Annotated in this window: 28 protein-coding genes; 26 read left to right on the top strand and 2 right to left on the bottom strand. The window is 36.5% G+C overall.

Going from position 1 to position 23665, the window contains the following annotated elements; genetic code table 11:
• Window positions 1–213: 213 nt before the first annotated feature.
• The 5 genes from gudB (at window position 214) to AC3WVZ_RS06335 (ending at window position 3818) form a co-directional block, all read left to right on the top strand.
• Window positions 214–1500 carry an NAD-specific glutamate dehydrogenase gene (gene gudB, locus AC3WVZ_RS06315; protein WP_000225173.1) on the top strand — a complete coding sequence of 429 codons (1287 nt, stop codon included), beginning with the start codon at window positions 214–216 and terminating at the stop codon, window positions 1498–1500.
• A gap of 80 nt (window positions 1501–1580) precedes the next feature.
• Window positions 1581–1790 carry a hypothetical protein gene (locus tag AC3WVZ_RS06320; protein ID WP_000426763.1) on the top strand — a complete coding sequence of 70 codons (210 nt, stop codon included), beginning with the start codon at window positions 1581–1583 and terminating at the stop codon, window positions 1788–1790.
• 92 nt (window positions 1791–1882) lie between these two features.
• Complete coding sequence (locus AC3WVZ_RS06325) at window positions 1883–2119, top strand: DUF3961 domain-containing protein (protein ID WP_001983018.1); 237 nt, start codon at window positions 1883–1885, stop codon at window positions 2117–2119.
• Window positions 2120–2198: 79 nt separating this feature from the next.
• Window positions 2199–2729: a peptidoglycan recognition protein family protein gene (locus AC3WVZ_RS06330; RefSeq protein ID WP_001240655.1), complete on the top strand. Its 531-nt coding sequence runs from the start codon at window positions 2199–2201 to the stop codon at window positions 2727–2729.
• Window positions 2730–2837: 108 nt separating this feature from the next.
• A complete protein-coding gene (locus AC3WVZ_RS06335; RefSeq protein ID WP_001168522.1) occupies window positions 2838–3818 on the top strand; it encodes a YpdA family putative bacillithiol disulfide reductase in 981 nt (326 codons plus the stop codon).
• A 35-nt stretch (window positions 3819–3853) separates the two neighbouring features.
• Here the strand turns inward: AC3WVZ_RS06335 and ansA are convergent, their stop codons facing one another.
• Window positions 3854–4828 (bottom strand): asparaginase, encoded by a 975-nt coding sequence (gene ansA, locus AC3WVZ_RS06340; protein WP_000822010.1) that lies wholly within the window; start codon window positions 4826–4828, stop codon window positions 3854–3856.
• A gap of 180 nt (window positions 4829–5008) precedes the next feature.
• On the opposite strand from ansA, the gene AC3WVZ_RS06345 reads away from it, so the two are divergent.
• The 4 genes from AC3WVZ_RS06345 to AC3WVZ_RS06360 all read left to right on the top strand — a co-directional run bounded on the left by AC3WVZ_RS06345 (window position 5009) and on the right by AC3WVZ_RS06360 (window position 8534).
• Window positions 5009–5182 (top strand): YpfB family protein, encoded by a 174-nt coding sequence (locus tag AC3WVZ_RS06345; RefSeq protein WP_000738057.1) that lies wholly within the window; start codon window positions 5009–5011, stop codon window positions 5180–5182.
• 129 nt (window positions 5183–5311) lie between these two features.
• Window positions 5312–5989: a (d)CMP kinase gene (gene cmk / locus AC3WVZ_RS06350; protein ID WP_000361252.1), complete on the top strand. Its 678-nt coding sequence runs from the start codon at window positions 5312–5314 to the stop codon at window positions 5987–5989.
• A gap of 334 nt (window positions 5990–6323) precedes the next feature.
• On the top strand, window positions 6324–7472 hold the full coding sequence (gene rpsA, locus AC3WVZ_RS06355; RefSeq protein ID WP_000229559.1) for a 30S ribosomal protein S1: 1149 nt from the start codon (window positions 6324–6326) through the stop codon (window positions 7470–7472).
• A gap of 12 nt (window positions 7473–7484) precedes the next feature.
• Window positions 7485–8534, top strand: coding sequence for a type 2 isopentenyl-diphosphate Delta-isomerase (locus AC3WVZ_RS06360; RefSeq protein WP_000251036.1), 1050 nt, complete (start codon window positions 7485–7487; stop codon window positions 8532–8534).
• 307 nt (window positions 8535–8841) lie between these two features.
• Here the strand turns inward: AC3WVZ_RS06360 and AC3WVZ_RS06365 are convergent, their stop codons facing one another.
• On the bottom strand, window positions 8842–8976 hold the full coding sequence (locus AC3WVZ_RS06365) for a YpzI family protein (RefSeq protein WP_000513900.1): 135 nt from the start codon (window positions 8974–8976) through the stop codon (window positions 8842–8844).
• A gap of 117 nt (window positions 8977–9093) precedes the next feature.
• On the opposite strand from AC3WVZ_RS06365, the gene AC3WVZ_RS06370 reads away from it, so the two are divergent.
• The 17 genes from AC3WVZ_RS06370 to aroB all read left to right on the top strand — a co-directional run bounded on the left by AC3WVZ_RS06370 (window position 9094) and on the right by aroB (window position 23604).
• The gene (locus AC3WVZ_RS06370) at window positions 9094–9705 is read left to right on the top strand and encodes a YphA family membrane protein (RefSeq protein ID WP_065382322.1); all 612 of its coding nucleotides are present in this window, start codon (window positions 9094–9096) and stop codon (window positions 9703–9705) included.
• Window positions 9698–10591, top strand: a complete 894-nt coding sequence (locus AC3WVZ_RS06375; protein WP_000141596.1) for a YIEGIA family protein — start codon at window positions 9698–9700, stop codon at window positions 10589–10591. Before AC3WVZ_RS06370 ends, AC3WVZ_RS06375 begins: the two co-directional genes overlap by 8 nt.
• The gene (locus AC3WVZ_RS06380) at window positions 10588–10773 is read left to right on the top strand and encodes a capping complex subunit for YIEGIA (protein ID WP_000979059.1); all 186 of its coding nucleotides are present in this window, start codon (window positions 10588–10590) and stop codon (window positions 10771–10773) included. Before AC3WVZ_RS06375 ends, AC3WVZ_RS06380 begins: the two co-directional genes overlap by 4 nt.
• Before the next feature lie 124 nt (window positions 10774–10897).
• The gene (gene der / locus AC3WVZ_RS06385; RefSeq protein WP_001125893.1) at window positions 10898–12208 is read left to right on the top strand and encodes a ribosome biogenesis GTPase Der; all 1311 of its coding nucleotides are present in this window, start codon (window positions 10898–10900) and stop codon (window positions 12206–12208) included.
• 18 nt (window positions 12209–12226) lie between these two features.
• Window positions 12227–13249 carry an NAD(P)H-dependent glycerol-3-phosphate dehydrogenase gene (locus tag AC3WVZ_RS06390; RefSeq protein ID WP_000161763.1) on the top strand — a complete coding sequence of 341 codons (1023 nt, stop codon included), beginning with the start codon at window positions 12227–12229 and terminating at the stop codon, window positions 13247–13249.
• A 115-nt stretch (window positions 13250–13364) separates the two neighbouring features.
• Window positions 13365–13616, top strand: coding sequence for a stage VI sporulation protein F (locus tag AC3WVZ_RS06395; protein ID WP_000369754.1), 252 nt, complete (start codon window positions 13365–13367; stop codon window positions 13614–13616).
• Window positions 13617–13883: 267 nt separating this feature from the next.
• A complete protein-coding gene (locus tag AC3WVZ_RS06400) occupies window positions 13884–14087 on the top strand; it encodes a DUF2768 domain-containing protein (protein WP_001289008.1) in 204 nt (67 codons plus the stop codon).
• A 63-nt stretch (window positions 14088–14150) separates the two neighbouring features.
• Window positions 14151–14861: a YphF family lipoprotein gene (locus AC3WVZ_RS06405; protein WP_233936201.1), complete on the top strand. Its 711-nt coding sequence runs from the start codon at window positions 14151–14153 to the stop codon at window positions 14859–14861.
• Window positions 14862–15106: 245 nt separating this feature from the next.
• On the top strand, window positions 15107–16585 hold the full coding sequence (gene spoIVA / locus AC3WVZ_RS06410; protein WP_000416519.1) for a stage IV sporulation protein A: 1479 nt from the start codon (window positions 15107–15109) through the stop codon (window positions 16583–16585).
• A 299-nt stretch (window positions 16586–16884) separates the two neighbouring features.
• A complete protein-coding gene (locus tag AC3WVZ_RS06415) occupies window positions 16885–17157 on the top strand; it encodes an HU family DNA-binding protein (protein ID WP_001043860.1) in 273 nt (90 codons plus the stop codon).
• Window positions 17158–17277: 120 nt separating this feature from the next.
• On the top strand, window positions 17278–17847 hold the full coding sequence (gene folE, locus AC3WVZ_RS06420) for a GTP cyclohydrolase I FolE (RefSeq protein ID WP_001151482.1): 570 nt from the start codon (window positions 17278–17280) through the stop codon (window positions 17845–17847).
• Window positions 17848–18030: 183 nt separating this feature from the next.
• Complete coding sequence (locus AC3WVZ_RS06425) at window positions 18031–18765, top strand: heptaprenyl diphosphate synthase component 1 (protein WP_000332847.1); 735 nt, start codon at window positions 18031–18033, stop codon at window positions 18763–18765.
• A gap of 38 nt (window positions 18766–18803) precedes the next feature.
• A complete protein-coding gene (gene menG / locus AC3WVZ_RS06430) occupies window positions 18804–19517 on the top strand; it encodes a 2-heptaprenyl-1,4-naphthoquinone methyltransferase (RefSeq protein ID WP_001187674.1) in 714 nt (237 codons plus the stop codon).
• 31 nt (window positions 19518–19548) lie between these two features.
• On the top strand, window positions 19549–20511 hold the full coding sequence (gene hepT / locus AC3WVZ_RS06435) for a heptaprenyl diphosphate synthase component II (protein WP_000776077.1): 963 nt from the start codon (window positions 19549–19551) through the stop codon (window positions 20509–20511).
• 124 nt (window positions 20512–20635) lie between these two features.
• Window positions 20636–21082, top strand: a complete 447-nt coding sequence (gene ndk, locus AC3WVZ_RS06440) for a nucleoside-diphosphate kinase (protein ID WP_000415883.1) — start codon at window positions 20636–20638, stop codon at window positions 21080–21082.
• A 264-nt stretch (window positions 21083–21346) separates the two neighbouring features.
• On the top strand, window positions 21347–22519 hold the full coding sequence (gene aroC / locus AC3WVZ_RS06445) for a chorismate synthase (RefSeq protein ID WP_001269384.1): 1173 nt from the start codon (window positions 21347–21349) through the stop codon (window positions 22517–22519).
• Window positions 22519–23604 carry a 3-dehydroquinate synthase gene (gene aroB, locus AC3WVZ_RS06450; protein ID WP_000526819.1) on the top strand — a complete coding sequence of 362 codons (1086 nt, stop codon included), beginning with the start codon at window positions 22519–22521 and terminating at the stop codon, window positions 23602–23604. Before aroC ends, aroB begins: the two co-directional genes overlap by 1 nt.
• Window positions 23605–23665: the final 61 nt, after the last annotated feature.

Raw genomic sequence — 23665 nt, forward strand, 5'->3', positions numbered from 1 at the left:
GAGGGTGGTTGATGAAAATAAAAAATATTTAAATATTTAAGTATTTTACTTTTCTAAAAGTAATAAAAGGACTATAATAATAGTGAAAACGCTTGCAACAGAAAATAGTTTGTATATATTTGTTAGCGTTTTCTATTGCATTCCAAATTTAAGGGTGTATACTAGGCAATGAAGGTTTACTAAACAAGTGAAATTACAGGGGGTTTACTTACTATGGTAGCCGAAAAGGGAACTCAAACAAAAACACAACAACAAAGGGAACAACATTTTGAACTATTGAATTCAACACAAATTGTTATTAGTGAAGCGTTAGAAAAATTGGGTTATCCAAACGAAGTATATGAATTATTAAAAGAACCAATTCGTATGATGACAGTGAAAATACCAGTTCGTATGGATGACGGGACTGTTAAAATATTTACAGGATATCGTGCGCAACATAATGATGCTGTTGGTCCAACGAAAGGTGGAATTCGCTTCCATCCGAATGTAACAGAAAATGAAGTGAAAGCACTTTCAATCTGGATGAGTTTAAAATGTGGTATTGTTGATTTACCATATGGTGGAGGTAAGGGTGGAATTATCTGTGATCCACGTGAAATGTCATTCCGTGAGTTAGAAAGATTAAGCCGCGGTTATGTACGAGCAATTAGCCAAATCGTAGGTCCGACGAAAGATATTCCAGCTCCAGATGTATTCACAAACTCTCAAATTATGGCGTGGATGATGGATGAGTATAGCCGTATTGATGAATTTAATTCACCAGGATTTATTACAGGTAAACCGCTTGTATTAGGTGGATCACATGGACGTGAAACAGCAACAGCGAAAGGTGTAACAATTTGTATTCGCGAAGCTGCTAAAAAACGTGGCATTGATATTAAGGGTGCACGCGTTGTTGTTCAAGGATTCGGTAATGCTGGTAGCTTCTTAGCTAAATTTATGCATGATGCAGGTGCGAAAGTTATTGCAATCTCAGATGCTTACGGCGCGTTACATGATCCAAACGGATTAGATATTGATTATTTATTAGACCGTCGTGATAGCTTCGGTACAGTAACAAAGCTATTTAACAATACAATTTCAAACAAAGAATTGTTAGAACTTGATTGCGATATTTTAGTACCAGCTGCAATTGAGAACCAAATTACAGAAGAAAATGCTAATGATATTAAAGCGAAAATCGTTGTTGAAGCTGCAAATGGTCCAACAACATTAGAAGCGACTAAAATTTTAACAGATCGCGGAATTTTGCTTGTTCCAGACGTGTTAGCAAGTGCTGGTGGTGTAACAGTATCTTACTTTGAGTGGGTACAAAACAACCAAGGTTACTACTGGACTGAAGAAGAAGTAGAACAACGTTTAGAAAAAGTAATGGTAAGATCATTTGATTCTATTTATGAAACAGCACAAGTTCGTAAAGTGAACATGCGCTTAGCGGCGTACATGGTTGGTGTTCGTAAAATGGCTGAAGCAAGCCGCTTCAGAGGTTGGGTATAAAATATTATATCTTGAGAAAACGTGATTTCCTTTCGAGGGAATCACGTTTTTTTGTTGAAGTATTAAATGAGGTGTTGTATATGGAGAATGAAATGCTGGAACGAGTAGAACAATTAGAAGAGAAGGTTAAGAGGTTAGAGGGAGAACTTGCAAGAACGATGAAAGCTCGAAAAATAAGTACCGTTCGGATGTTCGGGGAAGGGTTACTGTTTTTGGTATTTGGTGTGGTTGTAGTAGGGCCGATTATTGCCGTTGTAATCTCGATTTTTACTTGGCTTGCTGAAAAATAAAATAAAAATAAAAAGAACGCTTGTTCTATACGAACAAATGTGCTATACTCTCCTTAGATAAACAAAACGGAAATGATTTTAAGGAGAGATAAATGATGAAAATGACAGTAGACCAAAGATTTATGATGCCAGCAGATGTTGTAGAGCGAGTGGAAGTATTACGAAACAAACAAAGCAAGCGTGGCACATTATTACAATCGGTAAATAAATTTTTCGGTTTAGATACGAAAGAAGATTGTGTTTGGTTTTACGGTTTTTATGGAGTGGCTGTAAGTATCTTGTTGTTTATGGTGTTCACTTCAAATATTTTCGATTTTCTCTTCGCGTAAGAAATATGCGATAAGGACATTGCTACCGAATACATATATAAGGAAGTAAGGTAATCTTCTAGAGCGGGAGTTGGTAGCAATGGCGATGTTTCCTATAGAGCGCAACTATATTGGATATGGAAGTTCACGACCGGGGATTCCTCTGACTAAAGTGAGATTTATTGTAAGCCATGATACGGGGAATCCTGGAAGCAATGCGATAGGGAATCGAGATTACTTTAATGAATTACAACCGAAAGCTTCGGCGCATACATTTATAGATGATAAAACAATATTGGAGATTATTCCTATAAATGAAGTTGCGTATCATGTTCGATATGGTGTGCCGACGGATAATGACTTATATGGCTATGACGCGAATAAGGCGGCCATTGGAGTGGAACTTTGTTATGGTGGTGATGTTAACTTTTGGGAAGCATATAATCGTTTTACATGGTATCATGCGTATTTATGCCAAAACTTTGGCTTAAATCCGAAAAAAGATATCGTGTCACATAAAACGCTTGATCCAGCTAGAAAGATTGATCCTGAGAATGTATTAGGGAAACAAGGTATTAAATTTCAGCAGTTTTTAGCAGATGTCTATCGGATGTACGTTTCGTTTAGATGACAAATATATGAAAAATGAATACAATAAAGATAGGTGCCTACTGCTGTAAGTAGGTTTTTTCTTGTTTTTATAAATAGTGTATTGGTAGAAGACTAGGAGTGGACGAGTATGCAGAAAGAAACAGTTATTATAATCGGAGGCGGTCCGTGCGGATTAGCGGCTGCAATTTCGTTGCAAAAGGTAGGGATAAATCCGTTAGTAATTGAAAAAGGAAACATTGTAAATGCCATTTATAATTATCCAACTCATCAAACATTTTTCTCTTCTAGTGAAAAATTAGAAATTGGTGATGTAGCTTTTATTACAGAAAATCGTAAGCCAGTTCGAAATCAAGCGCTTGCGTATTATCGTGAAGTAGTAAGACGTAAATCTGTACGTGTAAATGCTTTTGAGCGAGTGGAGAAAGTTCAAAAAGATGGAGAAGCTTTTCAGGTTGAGACGACAAAGCGTGACGGAAGTAAGGAAATATATATAGCGAAATATATTGTTGTAGCAACTGGATATTATGATAATCCAAATTATATGAATGTTCCAGGTGAGGAATTGAAGAAAGTAGCTCACTATTTTAAAGAGGGGCATCCTTATTTTGATCGAGATGTAGTAGTTATAGGTGGGAAAAACTCGAGTGTAGATGCCGCGTTAGAACTTGTTAAATCTGGTGCACGTGTAACGGTACTGTATCGTGGAAGTGAGTATTCACCAAGCATAAAGCCTTGGATTTTGCCGGAATTTGAGGCGTTAGTACGAAATGGTACAATTCAAATGCATTTTGGGGCTCATGTGAAAGAAATTACTGAGCATACATTAACGTTTACAGTTGATGGTGAAGCTCTTACAATCAAAAACGATTTTGTATTTGCGATGACTGGTTATCATCCTGATCATAGCTTCTTAACGAAGATGGGTGTTCAGATTGATGAAGAAACAGGACGTCCAATTTATACAGAGGATAGAATGGAAACGAATGCTGAAAATATTTTCATTGCAGGTGTCATTGCTGCTGGAAATAATGCAAATGAAATATTTATCGAGAACGGAAGATTTCATGGAGATGCGATTGCGCAAACCATTGCATCAAGAGAAAAATAAAAAGGAGCTGTCGGGAAAACCTCGACAGCTCCTTTTTATTCGTGCATAAACATATTTTGAATGGATTCATGAGAATTTGTATTCTCTAATGCAACAAGTAATTTAATGCGTGCTTTTTGTGCATTTAAGCCGTATGTGAATACAATGCCCATATCTTTTAAGTGTTTACCGCCACCTTCATACGAATATACGTCTTGAACGATACCGTTGAAACAGCGAGAAACTAATACGACAGGAATACCTCTATTTAATAATCTTTCTAGACTAGGTAGTGTTCTTGGAGGGAGATTACCTTGTCCAAGAGCTTCGATAACAATGCCGTCTACAGGAAGATTTTCGATTGCTGCTAATAATGTATCATCCATGCCAGCATATGCTTTTAGAACAACTACATTTTTAGACACTTTGTTTATCGTATATGTTTCGTGATGTACTAAAGCGTGATGGAAGACAACGCCGCGTTTTGTTACCATTCCAATTGGTCCGTATTGTGGGCTTTGGAATGTTGCAACATTACTTGTATGTGTTTTCGTTACATTTGTAGCGCAATGAATTTCGTCGTTTAATACGACTAAAACACCTTTTTCTGCAGCTTCATCACAACTAGCAACTTTTACAGCTGATAAGAAGTTATATAGACCATCAGCACCTAACTCATTGCTAGAGCGCATTGCACCTGTCACTACGATCGGAATAGTTGCTTGTACTGTTAAATCTAAGAAATAAGCTGTTTCTTCTAATGTATCCGTGCCATGCGTAATGACTACGCCATGAATGTTGTCTTGTTTTACTCTTTCATCAATGATGACTTGTAATTGTAACATTTCGCTCGGTGTCATATGAGGAGATGGTAGGTGGAACACATCTTCAACGATTAAATCAACATCGCCTTCTAAATCAGGAATGAATTTTAAAAGAGGATTTTTTTCACCTGGTTGTACGACCCCAGTTTCTTTATCTTCCTCCATTGCAATTGTTCCACCTGTGTGTAAAACTAGGATTCTTTTCAATGCTTATACCCCTTTCAAGTAAAAAAATACATTTAGAACATAACATGTTTTGAGTAAATTCGACAATGGAAATGTATAAAAGTATGCCTCGAAAATGACAATAAAATTAACTGCTATATGTACGATGTATAGAATCATGAAACGAAATGTGCAAATATAGTATAGGAGGGAAGAATTCCGGTGAAAAAGATGGAGAGAATTTTTATTCGTATATTAATAATACAATTCATTTGTCTTTCTGTTGTGCAATTGTTATTTATACATAAGTCATCAGTGAAATATTTATCTAAAATTGTTTATTATGAGGGTGTCATGGTAAAAAACAAAGTGGAAATCTTGCAGGTGAATAGGTAGTTTTCATTTTCTTCTATGAAGGATTATGCTACAATAATTGAGGATTTAATGACGTGAAGCAAATGAGAAGAAGCAGGGTGAACACCTGCTTTTCGTTTTGTTTTATAAGTGAAAAAATGAGGTGTTACAATGGATAAACGAATTTCAATTGCTATAGATGGTCCAGCAGCTGCTGGGAAAAGTACAGTGGCAAAAGTTGTTGCGAAGGAACTTTCTTACGTTTATATTGATACAGGCGCAATGTACCGTACGCTTACATATGCAGCCCTTGAACAAAAAGTAGACATTGAAAATGAAGAGCAGTTAATGGAAGTTGTAAAGAATGTAAATATTGAGTTTCAGCAAGGAGAAAATACACAGCTTGTATTTTTAAATGGACAAGATGTTTCTGAAGTAATTCGTACACCTGATGTGACGAATCGAGTATCTATTGTAGCGAAACATCGCCTTGTTCGTGAAGAAATGGTACGTCGTCAGCAAGAGTTAGCGAAAAAAGGCGGCGTTGTAATGGACGGCCGTGATATTGGTACACATGTATTACCGGATGCTGAAGTGAAAATCTTTATGCTTGCTTCTGTTGAAGAAAGAGCGGAAAGAAGACATTTAGAAAATTTAAATAAAGGTTTCGATTCTAATTTAGAGCAGCTAAAAGAAGAAATTGCTCAGCGTGATAAATTAGATTCAGAACGCGAAGTTTCTCCACTAAAAAAGGCTGATGATGCATTGGAATTAGATACGACTTCTTTATCAATTGAAGAAGTTGTCCAAAAAATTATGAGCATTGTTTCTGGAGTGTTTGCGAAATAAAGAAAGGGGATAGTCCTCTTTCTTTTTTTGTTTAAATAGAAATGTAAAGGATACGTGAATTGTGAGTCTCTTTCCTTGACAAATGAGCTGATTTGTAAGAAGTTAGTTAAAGAGGAATAAAACTGTCAGAATATATTCGCTATTATATTTCAAAACATACTTTTTTCAAGCTGGTTTTGCTGTATACTATTTATATAGATTTAATATATTTTCTTGTGAATGTTATTGAAAAAGAGTATGTGATGAGAAATTCTTAAACATGCAAATGAAAACTTTGTTTTCATTTCGTATATACATAAAAAATGCTTTGTCAATTCTGTAGGGAGGTATTTCCATGGTAGAGAAAATGAATGAAGAAGTTATGGATTCAAAAGAATTACAAGTTGGTGACGTTGTTACAGGTTCTGTAACGAAGGTTGAAGAGAAACAAGTGCTTGTAAATGTTGGATACAAAACAGATGGCGTAATTCCAATTAGTGAATTAGCTAACGTTCATATTGAAAAAGCAAGCGATGTTGTAGAATTAGATCAAACACTAGAGTTGAAAATTATTAAATTAGAAGAAGATGATCTTGTCTTATCTAAACGTGCCGTTGATGCAGAAAAAGCATGGGTAGAACTACAAGAGAAATTTACTTCTGGTCATGTATTTGATGTTACTGTAAAAGATATTGTGAATGGCGGATTAGTTGTGGACCTTGGTGTTCGCGGTTTTATTCCAGCTTCACTTGTAGAAGTACATTATGTAGAAGACTTTACTGACTATAAAGGTAAAACATTAGCGGTGAAAATTGTTGAATTAGACCGTGAAAAAAATCGTGTAATCCTTTCGCATAAAGCGGTAGTAGAATTAGAACTAGATTCTAAGAAAAAAGAAGCAATTTCTTCATTAAAAGAAGGGGACGTTGTTGAAGGAACAGTACAACGATTAACTGACTTTGGTGCATTCGTTAACGTTGGTGGAGTGGACGGTTTAGTTCACATTTCACAAATTTCACACGAACGTGTAGAGCAACCTTCTGAAGTGTTAGAGCAAGGTCAAAAGGTTAAGGTAAAGGTGTTATCTGTTGATGCTGATACACAACGTATTTCTTTATCAATTAAAGCAGCTCAACCAGGACCTTGGGAAAACGTTGCTGGCGAAATAAAAGCTGGAGATATTCGTGAGGGAGTAGTAAAACGCCTTGTTACATTTGGTGCATTCGTTGAGATTTTACCGGGCGTTGAAGGGCTTGTACACGTATCTCAAATTGCAAATCGTCACGTGAAAAATCCGAATGAAGTATTGGAAATGGGACAAGAAGTAAAAGTGAAAGTACTTGAAGTTCACGTAGCAGAGAAACGTATTTCTTTAAGTATAAAAGAAGCGCTTGAGGAAAATAATGTAACTGAAGATTATAGTCAGTATGAGCCAAATGCTGATTCTGCTACTTTCCAATTAAGTGATATTATTGGTGAACAACTGAAAAAATTAAAGAAATAATGAGGGGTACAAGTGGTAAGGGCAAAACGTAAATTAGATCATATTGAATACGCTCTTTCTACTGGTCAGTCTCGTACGCATGGCTTTCATGATATTGATTTTGTGCATCAAAGCTTGCCAAATTCAAATTATGACACAATAACATGTGAAACAAAAATCGGCGAACTTTCACTAAGTTCGCCGATTTTTATCAATGCGATGACTGGTGGTGGAGGAGAGAAAACGTTACATATTAATGAGCAATTAGCATATGTAGCGAAACATCATAACCTTGCTATGGCTGTAGGTTCGCAAATGGCGGCGTTAAAAGATGAAAGTGAAGCTGCTTCTTATAAGGTGATTAGAAAGGTAAACCCAAATGGTATTTTCTTTGCTAATTTAGGTAGTGAGGCAACTATCGAGCAGGCAGAGCGCGCCGTTGATATGATTGAAGCGAATGCATTACAAATTCATTTAAATGTCATACAAGAGTTAACGATGCCAGAAGGAGACCGTGATTTTACTGGAGTACTTCAGCGCATTGAGAAAATTGTTTTAAATAGTAAAGTTCCTATCATTGTAAAAGAAGTTGGATTTGGGATGAGTAAGGAAACAATGCAACAGTTAGTGAACGTAGGTGTAACAGCAATTGATATTGGTGGGCAAGGTGGTACGAATTTTGCTGCTGTTGAAAACGAAAGAAGACAGCGAATGCTTTCTTATTTTAATAACTGGGGCATACAAACAGCAACCTCGATTATTGAAGCAACCTCTACAAATAATAACCTCTCTTTTATTGCATCTGGGGGTATACAAACAGCGCTTGACGTAGCGAAAGCAATCGCATTAGGGGCGAATACAACTGCGTTTGCTGGTTATTTTTTACGTATTTTAATGCAAGATGGTATCGAGAAGTTAGTAGATGAAATTGAGCTTCTACATACAGATTTGAAATTTATAATGACAGCTCTTGGTGCGAAGACGATAGAAGAGTTGCAATCTGTACCTCTTGTTGTAAAGGGGGAAACATATCATTGGTTAATGCAGCGTGGTATTGATACTGCGCATTATAGTAGGAGATAAAAAATCAACCATTCGGTTGATTTTTTTTTGTTCTATTCTTTTTCGTAATATAAAGTGGAGAATGGAATTAGTATTATATAAAAATATCATTTCGTAAAAATTGTAATTGAAAAAGGGTTGAAAAATGTAGATGGTGTGTTGTCGAATTACTGGAGAGAACTTAATTTTTAATGGGAATAGGTGAAGGTAAAAAGAAGTAATGGGAAGATATAGTATGCGAAATATTATTTCGATATAAATAGAAATCATTAAACTGATTATGTAAAAGACGGTTTCGTACAATATAGAAACCGTCTTTTTGTATTAATTAGTGCTGGTTTTGTTTTCGAGCCTGTTCTGGTGTATCAAGTCCAGTTGCACCTGGATATTGTAGTGATTGATCACGATCGGATTCAACGCGGCGTGATTCTCGTAGTTTTCGTTCTTGGCGATCTTTACCCATAATGAATAACACCTCCTTGTTAAAAGTGTTGCTGTTATAAGAAAAAACTATGCGTAAATAAAGTGGATTAACTTTCATAAAAAGTTCCCATAATGGAAAACATAGGAGGTGAAGTTGATGGATGGAAGTACTTTTTATTTTGTAGCTTGGATAGGGTGGATCATTGTAACCTTTTTTATGAAAAAGGACCCTATCCGGTGGAAGTTAGGCGCTTGTATACTGTTTTTTATAATTTGCTCTCCGTTACATGTAACGATTGCCTCATTCGTGGTATCAGTAAATGCTCTTTTACTTTGTATTATTTCTTTTATAGGGATCACGCTATATTCCGTCTGGAAAAAATTGTATAGCTTACTTTCGGCACTTATTATTGCAATGTTATATACGAGTTTTCATCTGTTAGAAATATATGATCCGATTTGGATTGTGGTGGATAGAGTGTTTCTGCTAAGTAGTGCTCTTGTGTATGCATCGGTGTTATTGCATGGGGATCGCATATTACGATTATGTTCTCTATATGTAGGGATGTTACAAGGAGAGCTGCTAGTGACATTTATTTTTAGGAAATTGAATTTTCCATATGATTACGGTAGTTTAGCATTTTTTGATATCGTCGCCATTTCTACATTATTCATGGCAATATTGTTTTGGATTGCAAAAGCATCAGTATACATGGAACGGTTTAAGAGAAAAACACGTAAAAGAAAGGCGAGGGTAATACATGACTGAATATACACCAGCCATTTTATGCGGCGTAATAGCAGGGACAGTTACAAGGGTGCTAATGCTTCGGACGGATACGCGGCAATATCCGACGAGGCTACATGGGAAAATTATTCATATTGCAATGGGGTTAATTGCAGCTGCTTTAGGAGCGATTGCAATCCCGTCTATTTTGAAAAAAGATTTTTCTGCCATTACATTTCTTACATTAGCAGCGACACAATTTCGTGATGTACGTAATATGGAAAGAAATACGCTTCAACAATTAGATGGGTATGAGCTCGTACCGCGTGGAAATACATACATTGAAGGAATTGCATTGGTTTTTGAAAGTCGCAACTATTTGGCAATGTTAACGTCGTTTGCAACGACGTTTGCGTATATAGGATTCCGTTCATGGATTGCAGGAGTAATTATGGCTATAATCGCATTTTTTATCGCGAAAAAATTAATGTCTGGTAAAAGGCTACATGATCTTGTTGAAATTGAGCACGTTCCGCTTCGTTTTGAAGGAGCAGGGCTTTATATTGACAATATTTACATTATGAATATTGGATTGCCAGCAAGACAAGAAGAAATTATGAAATATGGTATGGGTTTTATTTTAAAGCCGAAATCAATTGATGCGATGGTTACAATCTCAAATTTAGGGCAACGACAAGCTATTTTACACGATGTTTCAGTAGCGTTAGGGATTTATAGAGATTCTGGTACACCAGCGCTTGTACCGTTAGCAAAGCGTGATTTAGAGGATGGCAGGGTTGGGATTTTTGTCCTGCCGCAAGATCAAGATGCAGAGAAAGCGATAGGTGTCATAGGAAATGTACCAACGTTAGAAAGTGCTGTCCATATGTCATCGGAAGCCCCAAAAGGAAGGGGAGATAAGAGATGATGTTAGAAAGTGTTATTCTGGCAGTTATAACAACGACTCCAGAAAAATTTGCAGGTGGTGCTCCTTTATTCGTTTGCGAATCGACGGAGGAACTAGAATTTGTTGCAAATAATTTAGAAGCAATTTTAGATGGTATTGCACATCGCTTACAAGAGAATGTATATATTATTGTGAAACATTAGCAACGTATGTTATAATGTGAGGTGTTTTGATACGTTGAGAAATATTCTGGAATGCAAATCCCTTCTTGCACAAAGAAGGGTTTTTTACATAATAAACAGAAGCAAGTTGAAAGGATGAAAGTATATGCCGAAACCAGTAATAGCGATAGTAGGTCGCCCGAACGTAGGGAAATCTACTATTTTCAATAGAATTGTTGGAGAAAGAGTTTCAATCGTAGAAGATATTCCAGGTGTAACGCGCGATCGTATTTATAGCGCTGGAGAATGGTTAAATCATGAATTTAACATTATTGATACGGGCGGAATTGATATTGGAGACGAGCCGTTTTTGACACAAATTCGTCAACAAGCTGAAGTAGCAATTGATGAAGCGGATGTTATCATTTTTATGACAAACGGTCGTGACGGTGTAACAGCAGCTGATGAAGAAGTTGCAAAAATTTTATATCGTTCAAATAAACCGGTTGTACTTGCAGTAAATAAAGTGGACAATCCGGAAATGCGCAGTGACATTTATGACTTTTATGCATTAGGATTTGGCGAACCATTCCCAATTTCAGGTACACACGGATTAGGGTTAGGTGACTTGCTAGACGAAGCTGCACAACATTTTCCAAAGATTGAAGAAGACGGATATGATGAAGACACAATTCGTTTCTCTTTAATTGGACGTCCAAACGTAGGGAAATCATCACTTGTAAATGCTCTTCTTGGTCAAGAGCGTGTAATTGTTAGTAATGTAGCAGGAACAACTCGTGATGCTGTCGATACACCATATAGTAAAGATGGAAAAGATTATGTAATTATTGATACAGCTGGTATGCGTAAAAAAGGAAAAGTGTATGAAAGTACAGAAAAATATAGTGTACTTCGTGCGCTAAGAGCGATTGAACGTTCTGACGTTGTTTTAGTCGTTTTAGATGGTGAAGAAGGAATTATTGAGCAAGATAAAAAAATCGCTGGATATGCTCATGATTCAGGGCGAGCTGTTGTTATCGTTGTAAATAAATGGGATGCAGTGAAAAAAGACGAAAAAACAATGAAAGCATTTGAAGAAAATATCCGTGCTCATTTCCAATTCTTAGAATACGCACCAATTGTTTTCTTATCTGCAAAAACGAGAAAACGTACACAAACATTAATACCGGTTATCGATGAGGTAAATGAAAGTCATAGTATCCGTATTCAAACGAACGTATTAAACGATGTAATTATGGATGCGGTAGCGATGAATCCGACGCCAACTCATAATGGTAGCCGTCTGAAAATTTTCTATGCAACACAAGTTGCGGTAAAACCACCGACATTTGTTGTGTTTGTAAACGATCCAGAATTATTGCACTTCTCATATGAGCGTTTCTTAAAGAATCGCTTACGTGAATCATTTGGCTTCGTAGGAACGCCGATTCACATTATCGCTAGAGCAAGAGACTAATGGAGAGGATGTGATTTTATGACAAAAATCACAGTAGTAGGAGCAGGTAGCTGGGGAACAGCGTTAGCGATGGTATTAGCTGACAATGGACATGATGTACGTATTTGGGGAAATCGCCCAGAACTTATGGATGAAATTAATACGAAACATGAGAATAGTCGATATCTCCCAGGCATTACATTGCCAAGCACAATCGTAGCCTACTCTTCTTTAGAAGAAGCATTAGTAGATGTAAATACAGTACTGCTAGTAGTACCAACGAAAGCGTACAGAGATGTATTACAAGAGATGAAAGAAATTGTTACTGAACCAATTACTTGGATTCATGCGAGCAAAGGAATTGAACCTGGTACGTCAAAACGTATTTCGGAAGTGATTGAGGAAGAAATTCCAGAGCACTTAATTAAAGATGTTGTTGTACTGTCTGGACCGAGTCATGCTGAAGAAGTCGGTTTACGACAAGCGACAACAGTTACGTCTGCAGCAAAGCGTATGGAAGCGGCTGAGGAAGTACAAGATTTATTTATGAATAGTTATTTTCGTGTATACACAAATCCAGATATCGTTGGAGTTGAACTTGGTGGTGCGTTAAAAAATATTATCGCATTAGCTGCTGGTATAACTGATGGTCTTGGATTAGGTGATAATGCAAAGGCGGCATTGATGACACGTGGTTTAACAGAGATTGCTCGTTTAGGAAGAAAAATGGGCGGGAATCCGTTAACGTTTGCTGGTCTAACTGGTATGGGAGACTTAATTGTAACTTGTACAAGTGTTCATAGCCGAAATTGGCGCGCTGGAAATATGCTTGGAAAAGGACACTCTTTAGAAGAAGTGTTAGAAAGCATGGGTATGGTTGTGGAAGGTGTAAGAACAACGAAAGCTGCTCATGAATTGGCAGAGAAAATGGAAGTTGAAATGCCGATTACAGCTGCTTTATATGACGTGCTGTTCAATGGGAATAACGTAAAAGATGCAGTAGGCTCATTGATGGGACGTGTTCGAAAACATGAAGTGGAAGCTATACCTGATTTACTGTAAAGAAAAGCGACAGAAGTACATTTGTACTTCTGTCGCTTTTTTATTTTTTGGGTCTTTTCACCATTTTTTCATTTTTGCATAGGATGAAGAGTAACTTGAGGAGAGGGTGAAAAGAATGGATAATAATATTTTTAATAATATTGAGAAGGAAGCGAAAGTAAATAAAGAGGATATTTTTAAATTAGCATCATCCGTGCAAAATGCGAATTTACGTGATGAAACTGTACTTCGTCAATTAATTCATCAAGTGGCTCTTATGGCGGGACGTGAAGTGCCGAAAGAGCAAGAGGATCAAATTGTAAAAGCGATTATTAATAATAATATGCCAACAGATTTTGGTTCGTTAAGCAAAATGTTTAAAAAATAAATTATGAGAAACAAAGAGTTTGGAGATTGCATATGATAGCCATGAAAGAATGGGAATAGAGCTGTTTTTGGGCATATTTGGTCAACCGAAGCGAGAGATACAATCGCTTCGGTTTTATTTTTGCCTAGATTGGTGAGAAATGCTGGAAAACCTATTGATTAAAGTTACATACTCGCGATTTGTAGTAAAATGTTCTTTTTGTATTTGTTTAAAGATTTTAATTTGTTAAAATAGTATAAAAATAGATTAATAAAAAGGGGTGTGTATATGTCAGAAGGGCTTATGAAAATGTGGCTGGCTTTAGGGGCAATTGGATTTATGTTTTTTGCAGTAAGTTTTATTTTATTAAGTAGACATAGAATAAAGAATAAATTTTTGAAAGGGATTACAGCGTTAGTAGCGTACACCCTTATGATTGTGTCAGGAATTGTTATTTTTCTTGTTGTATTTAGTGGACCTGTACAGCAGTAAATGGAATGGTCTCGAAAATACTACATACGGAGCAAATTAGATTAGTATGAAAAGGTGATGCTAGTGAAAAAATTCCATATTATTTTAATATTTTGTTGTATGAGCCTTTTAACGGGGTGTCTGTATCCGAAAGAAAATATGAAGCAAAATGCGGTTCCTTATGAAGATCAGCTACAGGTTGTTCAAAAAGCTGTTGTGACATTTAAGGAGCAAAATGATGGGATATTGCCAATTAAGACGAGGGATATGAGTACACCTATTTATCAAAAGTATCCAATCGATTTTCAACAGGTTGCCCCGCGTTACATACAAGAAGCGCCAGGGAATGCGTATGAAAGTGGAGGAGTATATCAATACGTATTAATAGACGTTGAAACAAATCCGACAGTAAAGTTAATTGATGTTAGGATGGCTGAACAAATTCAGGAACTATCTTTAAAGCTTAGGATGTATCGTGATGAACATCAATATCCACCTTTTAAAAAAGTAATTTCAGATGGTGTATATGAATTGGATTTCAAAAAACTAGGATATAAAGATGTGCCACAAGTGACAAGTCCATATTCTGGTAAAGGACTTCCTTTTGTAATTAATGAAAAAGGAGAAGTTTTTGTTGATTATAGAATCGACCTATATGACGCTTTGAAAAAAAATGAAGGGCAGTTTACAGAGGGAGAAGATATTCGAAATATACTTTCGAAAGGTTCCCCGTTTGTACCAGCTTATTCTTTACCGTACACAGTAAAGGACGGAGAACCAATTTTTTTAAAATGATAAGTCATGAACCTTTCTTTTAGTGAATAAGTTCTAGAAGAAAGGTTTTTTATGTTATACAACTTACGATGCAAACAAAAGATATTTTTTAATAGTCATATGAAATTGGACAAAATTATATGATATATTGTCCGAACTTCTAGAATACCATTATATTATATCAGATATTATAGGCAACGTTAGAGAAGGTATTAGTTGACTATAAACGCGGAATTATTCCCAAAAATTTTGAGGGAGGGAATCACTTGGAAAAGGTAGATATTTTTAAAGATATTGCAGAACGAACAGGCGGTGATATTTATTTTGGAGTTGTAGGAGCTGTTCGAACAGGGAAATCAACATTCATTAAAAAATTTATGGAACTTGTAGTTATTCCAAATATTGAGAATGAGTCTGACCGTCAAAGAGCGCAGGATGAATTGCCTCAAAGTGCTGCTGGTCGTACAATTATGACGACGGAACCGAAGTTTGTTCCAAACCAAGCGGTTTCTATCGAAGTAGATGAAGGACTTGAAGTGAATATTCGATTAGTAGATTGTGTTGGATATACGGTTCCTGGAGCGAAGGGCTATGAAGATGAGAATGGCCCGCGTATGATTAATACCCCTTGGTATGAAGAACCTATTCCATTCCATGAAGCTGCAGAAATCGGCACGCGTAAAGTAATTCAAGAACATTCAACAATTGGTGTTGTAATTACAACAGATGGAACAATTGGTGAAATTCCAAGAAGAGATTATATAGAGGCAGAAGAACGCGTTGTAAATGAGTTGAAAGAAGTAGGAAAACCTTTCATTATGATAATTAATACGGTACAGCCGTATCATCCAGATACAGAGCAATTACGCCAAAGTTTATCAGAAGAATATGATATCCCGGTTATTGCAATGAGTGTGGAGAGTTTAAGAGAAACAGATGTATATAATGTACTTCGTGAAGCGCTATTTGAATTCCCTGTATTAGAAGTGAATGTGAACCTTCCGAGTTGGGTAATGGTGCTAAATGAAGGGCATTGGTTGCGTCAAAGTTATCAAGAAGCAGTTCAAGAAACTGTGAAGGATATAAAACGTCTTCGTGATGTGGATCGCGTTGTTTGGCAGTTTAGTCAATATGAATTTATTGATCGAGCGAGCCTAGCTGGCATTGATATGGGGCAAGGTGTGGCGGAGATTGATTTATATGCGCCAGATGAATTATATGATCAGATTTTAAAAGAAGTAGTAGGAGTAGAAATTCGAGGGAAAGATCATTTGTTAAAGCTTATGCTCGATTTATCTCATGCGAAAATAGAGTACGATCAAGTGGCGGATGCACTGCGTATGGTTAAGCAAACAGGATATGGTGTAGCAGCACCTGCATTAGCGGATATGAGCTTAGATGAGCCAGAAATTATTCGTCACGGTTCAAGGTTTGGTGTGAAGTTAAAAGCGGTAGCGCCATCTATTCATATGATTAAAGTAGATGTAGAGTCAACGTTTGAGCCGATTATTGGTACTGAAAAGCAAAGTGAAGAATTAGTTCGTTATTTAATGCAAGATTTTGAAGATGACCCGTTATCAATTTGGAATTCTGATATATTTGGACGTTCACTTAGCTCGATTGTTCGAGAAGGAATTCAGGCGAAATTATCTTTAATGCCAGAAAATGCTAGATATAAATTAAAAGAAACGCTAGAAAGAATTATTAATGAAGGATCTGGCGGATTAATTGCGATTATACTATAAGAAAAAATCCCTCTCATTGTAGAGGGATTTTTTGTTTTTTTTGATTATAAAATAGAAAAATAAACAGTCATTATCTAATACATTGTTGTAAATTGTCAAGTTTCATCAGATTTTCACATTTTAAGAGTAACAATTTCCTTAAAAATATTGAATTATAAAGGAGAATCGTATAATATAGGCGTTGATAATGATTTATCTACATCTTTGTAGTATAGAATTTGCAAAAATTGCCTACAAATGAAAGTAAGACTCATTTTATGATCATTATACAGTCTTATCTTTGGGAGGAGGTGAATGGCATGAACAAGACAGATTTAATCAATGCTGTTGCAGAAGCAAGTTCCCTTTCTAAAAAGGACGCAACAAAAGCAGTAGACGCTGTTTTTGATTCTATCTTAGAAGCTTTAAAACAAGGTGATAAAGTACAACTGATCGGATTCGGTAACTTCGAAGTTCGTGAGCGTGCGGCTCGTAAAGGTCGTAACCCACAAACAGGTGAGGAGATTGAAATCGCTGCAAGTAAAGTACCTGCATTCAAACCTGGTAAAGCGTTAAAAGATGCGGTTAAATAATCCTTACATATTAACAGGGAAGAAGAGTTTCCTTTTTGGGAACTCTTCTTTTTGCTTTTAAAAACATAAATATGCTAGAATGTGTTCGTATCACTTTTAGGTTTTCGGGAGGGCTAGCGGATGGCAAAAGTTAATTTAGAACAAATTGAACATGCAGTACGCCTTATTTTAGAGGCGATTGGGGATGACCCAAATCGTGAGGGAGTACTTGATACACCAAAGCGTGTTGCAAAAATGTACGCAGAAGTGTTCTCAGGTATGCATGAAGATCCGAAAGAGCATTTGCATAAAGTATTCGGAGAAGATCACGAAGAGCTTGTACTAGTAAAAGATATACCATTTTATTCGATGTGTGAGCATCATTTAGTACCATTCTATGGAGTTGCTCACGTTGCATATATTCCGCAAGGTGGAAAGGTAACAGGGTTAAGTAAATTAGCTCGTACCGTAGATACAATTGCACGTCGCCCACAACTGCAAGAACGTATTACATCAACAGTAGCGAACTCTATTATGGAAGTACTAGAGCCTCATGGTGTAATGGTAGTAGTAGAAGCAGAACATATGTGTATGACGATGCGTGGTGTGAAAAAACCAGGTGCGAAAACAGTAACGACAGCAGTGCGTGGTGTGCTTGAAAATGATGCTGCAGCGCGCAGTGAAATTTTATCGTTTATTAAAACGAAGTAAAGAAAAGCGGGAAACTGCTTTTCTTTTTTTTTTTAGTAAATAAATGATATAGTTTTAACTAGACAGAGTGAGATTAGAAAGATTGCTTACATGAATGGTAGGTGTAGCCAAGTTTTGGTTATAGAAAATAGAGTGTATGTGTTATAATAAGTTTTATGAATTAGAAAACAAGGGTGATTTTTTGTGTGTGACATCTACGGAGGGTATGCGGGTATAAAAGAAAAATTGATGGAGAAATTACGCCATCCTTATTTTATAAACTATATTGAAGAACCATTTATTGATGAAGAAAAGATAGCATTGTTATATGGTGCTTTAAAGAGTGCAAACTTACATATAGAACAAATTGAGCATTACGTAGTAACAATTATGCTCGTACAAATTGCGCTTGATACGCATGAAAGGGTATCAAATAAAGCAGGCGAGGAAGAGATTGAATTCCATAAATGTCGTCAATTAACAGTACTTGCAGGCGATTACTATAGTGGACTATATTATTATTTATTGTCTATGAATCGTGATATTGTTTTAATTCGTGCACTTGCTGAAGGAATTAAAGAGATAAATGAACACAAAATTATGTTATACCAAAAAGCGCATGAAACGACGGATGACATAATGAAAAGCATAGTAACGATTGAGTCTGCGCTCCTTCAAAAAACATGTGATCATTTTCAGTTATCACATTGGAAGCCATTTATCACATACGTATTAGGTGGAAATCGCCTTCAAAAAGAAATTCAATTGTATGCTGATAAGCAACATTCACCTGTTTTTCAAGCTATGCAAGATGCTTTAGGGGATAAAGCAGAAGTAGTGATTAATGGTTGGATGAAGGAATTGAGAAAGAAAGAAAAACAATTTTTAGAAAATCACACAGACATAAATGAAATAAATTCTGTGTTAAGGAATAAATAGAAGACATAAGCAATTTTACATTGGAAGAAGGTACGAGCATGCAACAATCAAAAGAAGAAAGAGTACATGACGTATTTGAAAAGATTTCTGATAAATACGATGTGATGAATTCTGTAATTAGTTTTCAAAGACATAAAGCGTGGCGGAAAGAAACGATGCGAATTATGGATGTACAACCAGGCAGTCAAGCGCTTGATGTATGCTGTGGAACCGCAGATTGGACAATTGCGCTAGCTGGAGCCGTAGGTGAGCAAGGAAAGGTTGTTGGCTTAGACTTCAGTGAAAATATGTTATCTGTTGGTAAGCAAAAGGTAGAGGCGTTACAATTAAAACAAGTAGAACTTCTACATGGGAATGCAATGGAACTTCCGTTTGAAGATAATACGTTTGATTATGTGACGATTGGGTTTGGTTTACGTAACGTACCGGATTATATGCACGTATTAAAAGAAATGACGCGTGTAGTAAAACCAGGTGGAAAAGTAATCTGTTTAGAAACATCTCAACCAACAATGATTGGTTTTCGACAAGGGTATATTTTATACTTTAAATATATCATGCCGTTATTTGGAAAGATGTTTGCGAAAAGTTATAAAGAATATTCATGGCTTCAAGAATCTGCTAGTACGTTCCCAGGGATGAAAGAATTGGCTCAAATGTTTGAGCAAGCTGGACTTGAACGTGTGCAAGTGAAACCATTTACTTTTGGGGTAGCAGCAATGCATTTAGGAATTAAACCAGAATCAAAATAGAAAAAAGAAGTTTTAGGTTAAGGTGAACAATATGAAGTTACAACTTATGTACTCTTTTTTACGATCGGATATTAATGTGATAGAAAAAGAATTAAAAAAGACAGTCGCTTCTGAACAGCCATTAGTAGAAGAGGCAGCATTACAGCTTATTGAAGCTGGTGGGAAACGAATTCGTCCTGTATTTGTGTTGCTTGCAGGAAAATTTGGAGATTATAAGTTAGATGCGATTAAGCATGTTGCTGTTGCGTTAGAACTTATTCATATGGCTTCTCTTGTTCACGATGATGTTATTGATGCTGCATTTTTACGACGCGGCAGTGCGACTGTGAATGCGAAATGGGGAGATCGTATTGCGATGTATACAGGGGACTATCTGTTCGCTAAGTCTCTTGAATGTATAACCAATATCGAAATTCCAGAGGCACATCAAGCGTTATCACATACTATTTTAGAAGTCTGTAAAGGTGAAATTGAACAAATTAAAGATAAATACAATTATGACCAAAATTTAAGAACGTATTTAAGAAGAATAAAGCGAAAAACAGCATTATTAATTGCCGCGAGTTGTCAATTGGGAGCGATTGCTGCTGGTGCTAATCGTGATACGGTAAATCGTCTATTTTGGTATGGGTATTTTGTAGGAATGTCTTATCAAATTATTGATGACATTTTAGACTTCGTTTCTACAGAAGAGAAACTTGGAAAACCTGCTGGTGGGGATTTACTACAAGGGAATATTACACTTCCTGCTTTATATGCGATGGAAGATCCCGTACTTCGTCAGAAAATCACATCTGTACATGAAAATTCAACAGCAAGTGAAATGCAAGAAATTATTGATGCTGTAAAAAATAGTACAGCAATTGATCAAGCATTTGCGTTTAGTGAACGTTATTTACATAAAGCTTTAGAAATAATAAAACCACTCCCACGTGGAAAAGCAAAGTACGCATTACAAAATGTTGCAAAGTATATTGGAAAACGAAAATTTTAAGGTTTATTCTAAAAAATAAAATAATCTCTCTATTTCAAAACTATTGCACAATTGTGATAAGGGTGATAATATGTGTGTGGGGATATACAATTACATACATAATTCAGAAGTGGAGAGATTTTTTATGGAAAAAACATTTCTAATGGTAAAACCAGACGGTGTACAACGTGCCTTCATTGGGGAAATTGTAGCTCGTTTTGAGAAAAAAGGCTTTCAATTAGTTGGTGCAAAATTAATGCAAGTCACTCCAGAAATTGCTGGACAACACTACGCTGAGCATAAGGAAAAACCTTTCTTTGGTGAGTTAGTAGACTTTATTACATCTGGACCTGTATTCGCAATGGTATGGCAAGGTGAAGGTGTAGTAGATACAGCTCGTAACATGATGGGGAAAACAAGACCACATGAAGCAGCTCCTGGAACAATTCGTGGAGATTTCGGTGTAACTGTTGCGAAAAACATTATCCATGGTTCTGATTCTTTAGAAAGCGCAGAGCGCGAGATTGCTATTTTCTTTAAAGAAGAAGAATTAGTTGACTACTCAAAATTAATGAATGAATGGATTTACTAATTATTTTGAAATAATTTGTAAACGCTTTAATCACTGTGATAATAGTAAAAAGTGCAAGGAGAATAGGGGTATTCTTCTTGCACTTTTTTTATTTTCAGTTAGTTACGAAGTTTGAACTGTTATGATATATTGATATTTAAATTAGGACTATCGGAAATATAGAATAAGAAAATGGTCGATTTATGATATAATTTCTTTAATATTTTTAGAATGATAAAAGTTAATATAGTGAGATAAATACATATACGAAAAGAGGAATAATGTATGCGATATATTACAGCTGGTGAATCTCATGGTCCACAACTTACAACGATTATAGAAGGTGTTCCGGCAGGATTGTCTTTAGTAGCAGATGATATAAACGAAGAGTTAGCTAGAAGGCAAAAGGGATATGGGCGCGGTAGACGCATGCAAATTGAAACGGATCAAGTGCAAATTTTAAGTGGTGTTAGACATGGAGAAACATTAGGTTCCCCTATTGCACTTGTTGTTGAAAATCGTGATTTTGCACACTGGACAAAAATTATGGGGGCGGAGCCTTTAACTGAGCAAGAAGAAAAAGAGATGAAAAGGAAAGTGACAAAACCAAGGCCTGGGCATGCTGATTTAAATGGTGCGATTAAATATGGTCATAGAGATATGAGGAATGTACTGGAACGTTCGTCAGCGCGCGAAACGACGGTGCGTGTTGCTGCTGGTGCGGTTGCTAAAAAGGTGTTAGCAGAACTTGGTATTAAAGTAGCGGGCCATGTAATTGAAATTGGCGGTGTACAAGCTAAGGAGATTACGTATAGTTCAATTGAAGAATTAAAGAGTATTACCGAAGCATCTCCTGTACGTTGCTTAGATGACGAAGCTGGTAACCAAATGATGAAAGCGATTGATGATGCGAAAGCAAATGGTGATTCAATTGGTGGAATCGTTGAAGTAATTGTGGAAGGGATGCCAATTGGAGTAGGTAGCTACGTGCATTATGATCGAAAACTGGATGCGAAATTAGCAGCTGCAATTATGAGTATTAATGCTTTTAAAGGTGTCGAGATTGGAATTGGTTTTGAAGCAGCGCATAGACCAGGAAGTGAAGTTCATGATGAAATTCTGTGGAATGAGGAGCATGGATATACACGAAGAACAAATAATGCAGGTGGATTAGAAGGCGGTATGACGACTGGAATGCCAATTGTTGTGCGCGGTGTGATGAAACCGATACCTACACTTTATAAACCTCTTCAAAGTGTAGATATTGATACGAAAGAGCCTTTTACAGCGAGCATTGAACGTTCAGATAGTTGTGCAGTGCCAGCAGCTAGTGTCGTTGCAGAAGCGGTTGTGGCTTGGGAATTAGCGACAGCTTTAATAGAACAATTCGGATTAGATCGTATGGAACTAATTCGTGAAAATATTGAGAAACATAATGAATATGCGAGGGGATTTTAATGGGAAACATACATATTCAAACGAAATCAAAAGAATATGATGTACATGTTGGTAAAGAAGTGTTGTCAAACTTAACAACGATCGTTCAGAATATGCAGCCAGCGGTATCTAACGTAATGATTATTTCAGATGAAGCTGTTGCATCACTACATTTACAGACAGTTATCGATGCATTACAAGTAGAGCAGCACGTGTTTTCGTTTGTTGTACCAAGTGGCGAAAAAGAGAAGTCTTTCGAAAATTTCTATGCGGCTCATACGTCAGCTCTTGAAAATAAATTAGATAGAAATTCTTTAATTCTTGCACTTGGAGGCGGAATGATTGGAGATTTAGCTGGTTTTGTTGCTGCATCGTTTATGCGTGGTATTCGCTTTGTGCAGGTTCCGACAACTTTATTAGCGCACGATAGCGCAGTGGGTGGGAAAGTAGCGATTAACCATCCGTTAGGTAAAAATATGATTGGTGCATTCCATCAGCCAGAAGCAGTTGTATATCATACACCGTTTTTACAGTCTCTTCCTGAAAAAGAGTGGCGTTCAGGTTATGCAGAGGTGATAAAGCATGCTCTTATCGGTGATGTGGAGCTATACCATTGGTTAAAAGAAGAAGTGCAAACATTAGCGGATCTTCATGATGAGAAGTTAATCCATATATTAACGAAGGCGATTCCTGTAAAGGCAAATGTTGTGTCACAAGATGAAACAGAGAAGGGTGTACGTGCTCATTTGAATTTTGGACATACGTTAGGACATGCTCTTGAAAAAGAGCTAGGGTATGGAAATATTACTCACGGTGACGGTGTAGCGGTTGGAATGTTATTCGCCATATTTTTAAGTGAGCAAGTGTACAAGGTTGATCTTGCTTATGAAGATATGAAGCAGTGGTTCTTGAAATACGGCTATCCAAAAATGCCAGGAGATTTGAATGTAGAGCGCCTCGTTCAATTGATGAAACAAGATAAGAAAGCAAATGCAGGAGCAATTCATATGGTGCTTATGCAGGAATATGGGGTAGTGAATGTCGTATCTATTTCAGATGAGACTGTTCATATTGCGTTAGAGGCATTTCAAAAAGATATGGTTTAAAATGATAGCGAAGTGCTGTGAAGTGCTCATTTAGAGGTATTCTCGTAATAGTGACGGTTAT

The organism is Bacillus sp. CPT56D-587-MTF, assembly GCF_058792335.1.

What these genes read in the sequence shown, in the direction of transcription:
- gudB (WP_000225173.1), top strand. Translation starts at nt 214, where the DNA reads ATGGTAGCCGAAAAGGGAACTCAAACAAAAACACAACAACAAAGGGAA.
- AC3WVZ_RS06320 (WP_000426763.1), top strand. Translation starts at nt 1,581, where the DNA reads ATGGAGAATGAAATGCTGGAACGAGTAGAACAATTAGAAGAGAAGGTT.
- AC3WVZ_RS06325 (WP_001983018.1), top strand. Translation starts at nt 1,883, where the DNA reads ATGATGAAAATGACAGTAGACCAAAGATTTATGATGCCAGCAGATGTT.
- AC3WVZ_RS06330 (WP_001240655.1), top strand. Translation starts at nt 2,199, where the DNA reads ATGGCGATGTTTCCTATAGAGCGCAACTATATTGGATATGGAAGTTCA.
- AC3WVZ_RS06335 (WP_001168522.1), top strand. Translation starts at nt 2,838, where the DNA reads ATGCAGAAAGAAACAGTTATTATAATCGGAGGCGGTCCGTGCGGATTA.
- cmk (WP_000361252.1), top strand. Translation starts at nt 5,312, where the DNA reads ATGGATAAACGAATTTCAATTGCTATAGATGGTCCAGCAGCTGCTGGG.
- rpsA (WP_000229559.1), top strand. Translation starts at nt 6,324, where the DNA reads ATGGTAGAGAAAATGAATGAAGAAGTTATGGATTCAAAAGAATTACAA.
- AC3WVZ_RS06365 (WP_000513900.1), bottom strand. Translation starts at nt 8,976, where the DNA reads ATGGGTAAAGATCGCCAAGAACGAAAACTACGAGAATCACGCCGCGTT.
- AC3WVZ_RS06370 (WP_065382322.1), top strand. Translation starts at nt 9,094, where the DNA reads ATGGATGGAAGTACTTTTTATTTTGTAGCTTGGATAGGGTGGATCATT.
- AC3WVZ_RS06375 (WP_000141596.1), top strand. Translation starts at nt 9,698, where the DNA reads ATGACTGAATATACACCAGCCATTTTATGCGGCGTAATAGCAGGGACA.
- AC3WVZ_RS06380 (WP_000979059.1), top strand. Translation starts at nt 10,588, where the DNA reads ATGATGTTAGAAAGTGTTATTCTGGCAGTTATAACAACGACTCCAGAA.
- der (WP_001125893.1), top strand. Translation starts at nt 10,898, where the DNA reads ATGCCGAAACCAGTAATAGCGATAGTAGGTCGCCCGAACGTAGGGAAA.
- AC3WVZ_RS06390 (WP_000161763.1), top strand. Translation starts at nt 12,227, where the DNA reads ATGACAAAAATCACAGTAGTAGGAGCAGGTAGCTGGGGAACAGCGTTA.
- AC3WVZ_RS06395 (WP_000369754.1), top strand. Translation starts at nt 13,365, where the DNA reads ATGGATAATAATATTTTTAATAATATTGAGAAGGAAGCGAAAGTAAAT.
- AC3WVZ_RS06400 (WP_001289008.1), top strand. Translation starts at nt 13,884, where the DNA reads ATGTCAGAAGGGCTTATGAAAATGTGGCTGGCTTTAGGGGCAATTGGA.
- AC3WVZ_RS06415 (WP_001043860.1), top strand. Translation starts at nt 16,885, where the DNA reads ATGAACAAGACAGATTTAATCAATGCTGTTGCAGAAGCAAGTTCCCTT.
- folE (WP_001151482.1), top strand. Translation starts at nt 17,278, where the DNA reads ATGGCAAAAGTTAATTTAGAACAAATTGAACATGCAGTACGCCTTATT.
- menG (WP_001187674.1), top strand. Translation starts at nt 18,804, where the DNA reads ATGCAACAATCAAAAGAAGAAAGAGTACATGACGTATTTGAAAAGATT.
- hepT (WP_000776077.1), top strand. Translation starts at nt 19,549, where the DNA reads ATGAAGTTACAACTTATGTACTCTTTTTTACGATCGGATATTAATGTG.
- ndk (WP_000415883.1), top strand. Translation starts at nt 20,636, where the DNA reads ATGGAAAAAACATTTCTAATGGTAAAACCAGACGGTGTACAACGTGCC.
- aroC (WP_001269384.1), top strand. Translation starts at nt 21,347, where the DNA reads ATGCGATATATTACAGCTGGTGAATCTCATGGTCCACAACTTACAACG.
- aroB (WP_000526819.1), top strand. Translation starts at nt 22,519, where the DNA reads ATGGGAAACATACATATTCAAACGAAATCAAAAGAATATGATGTACAT.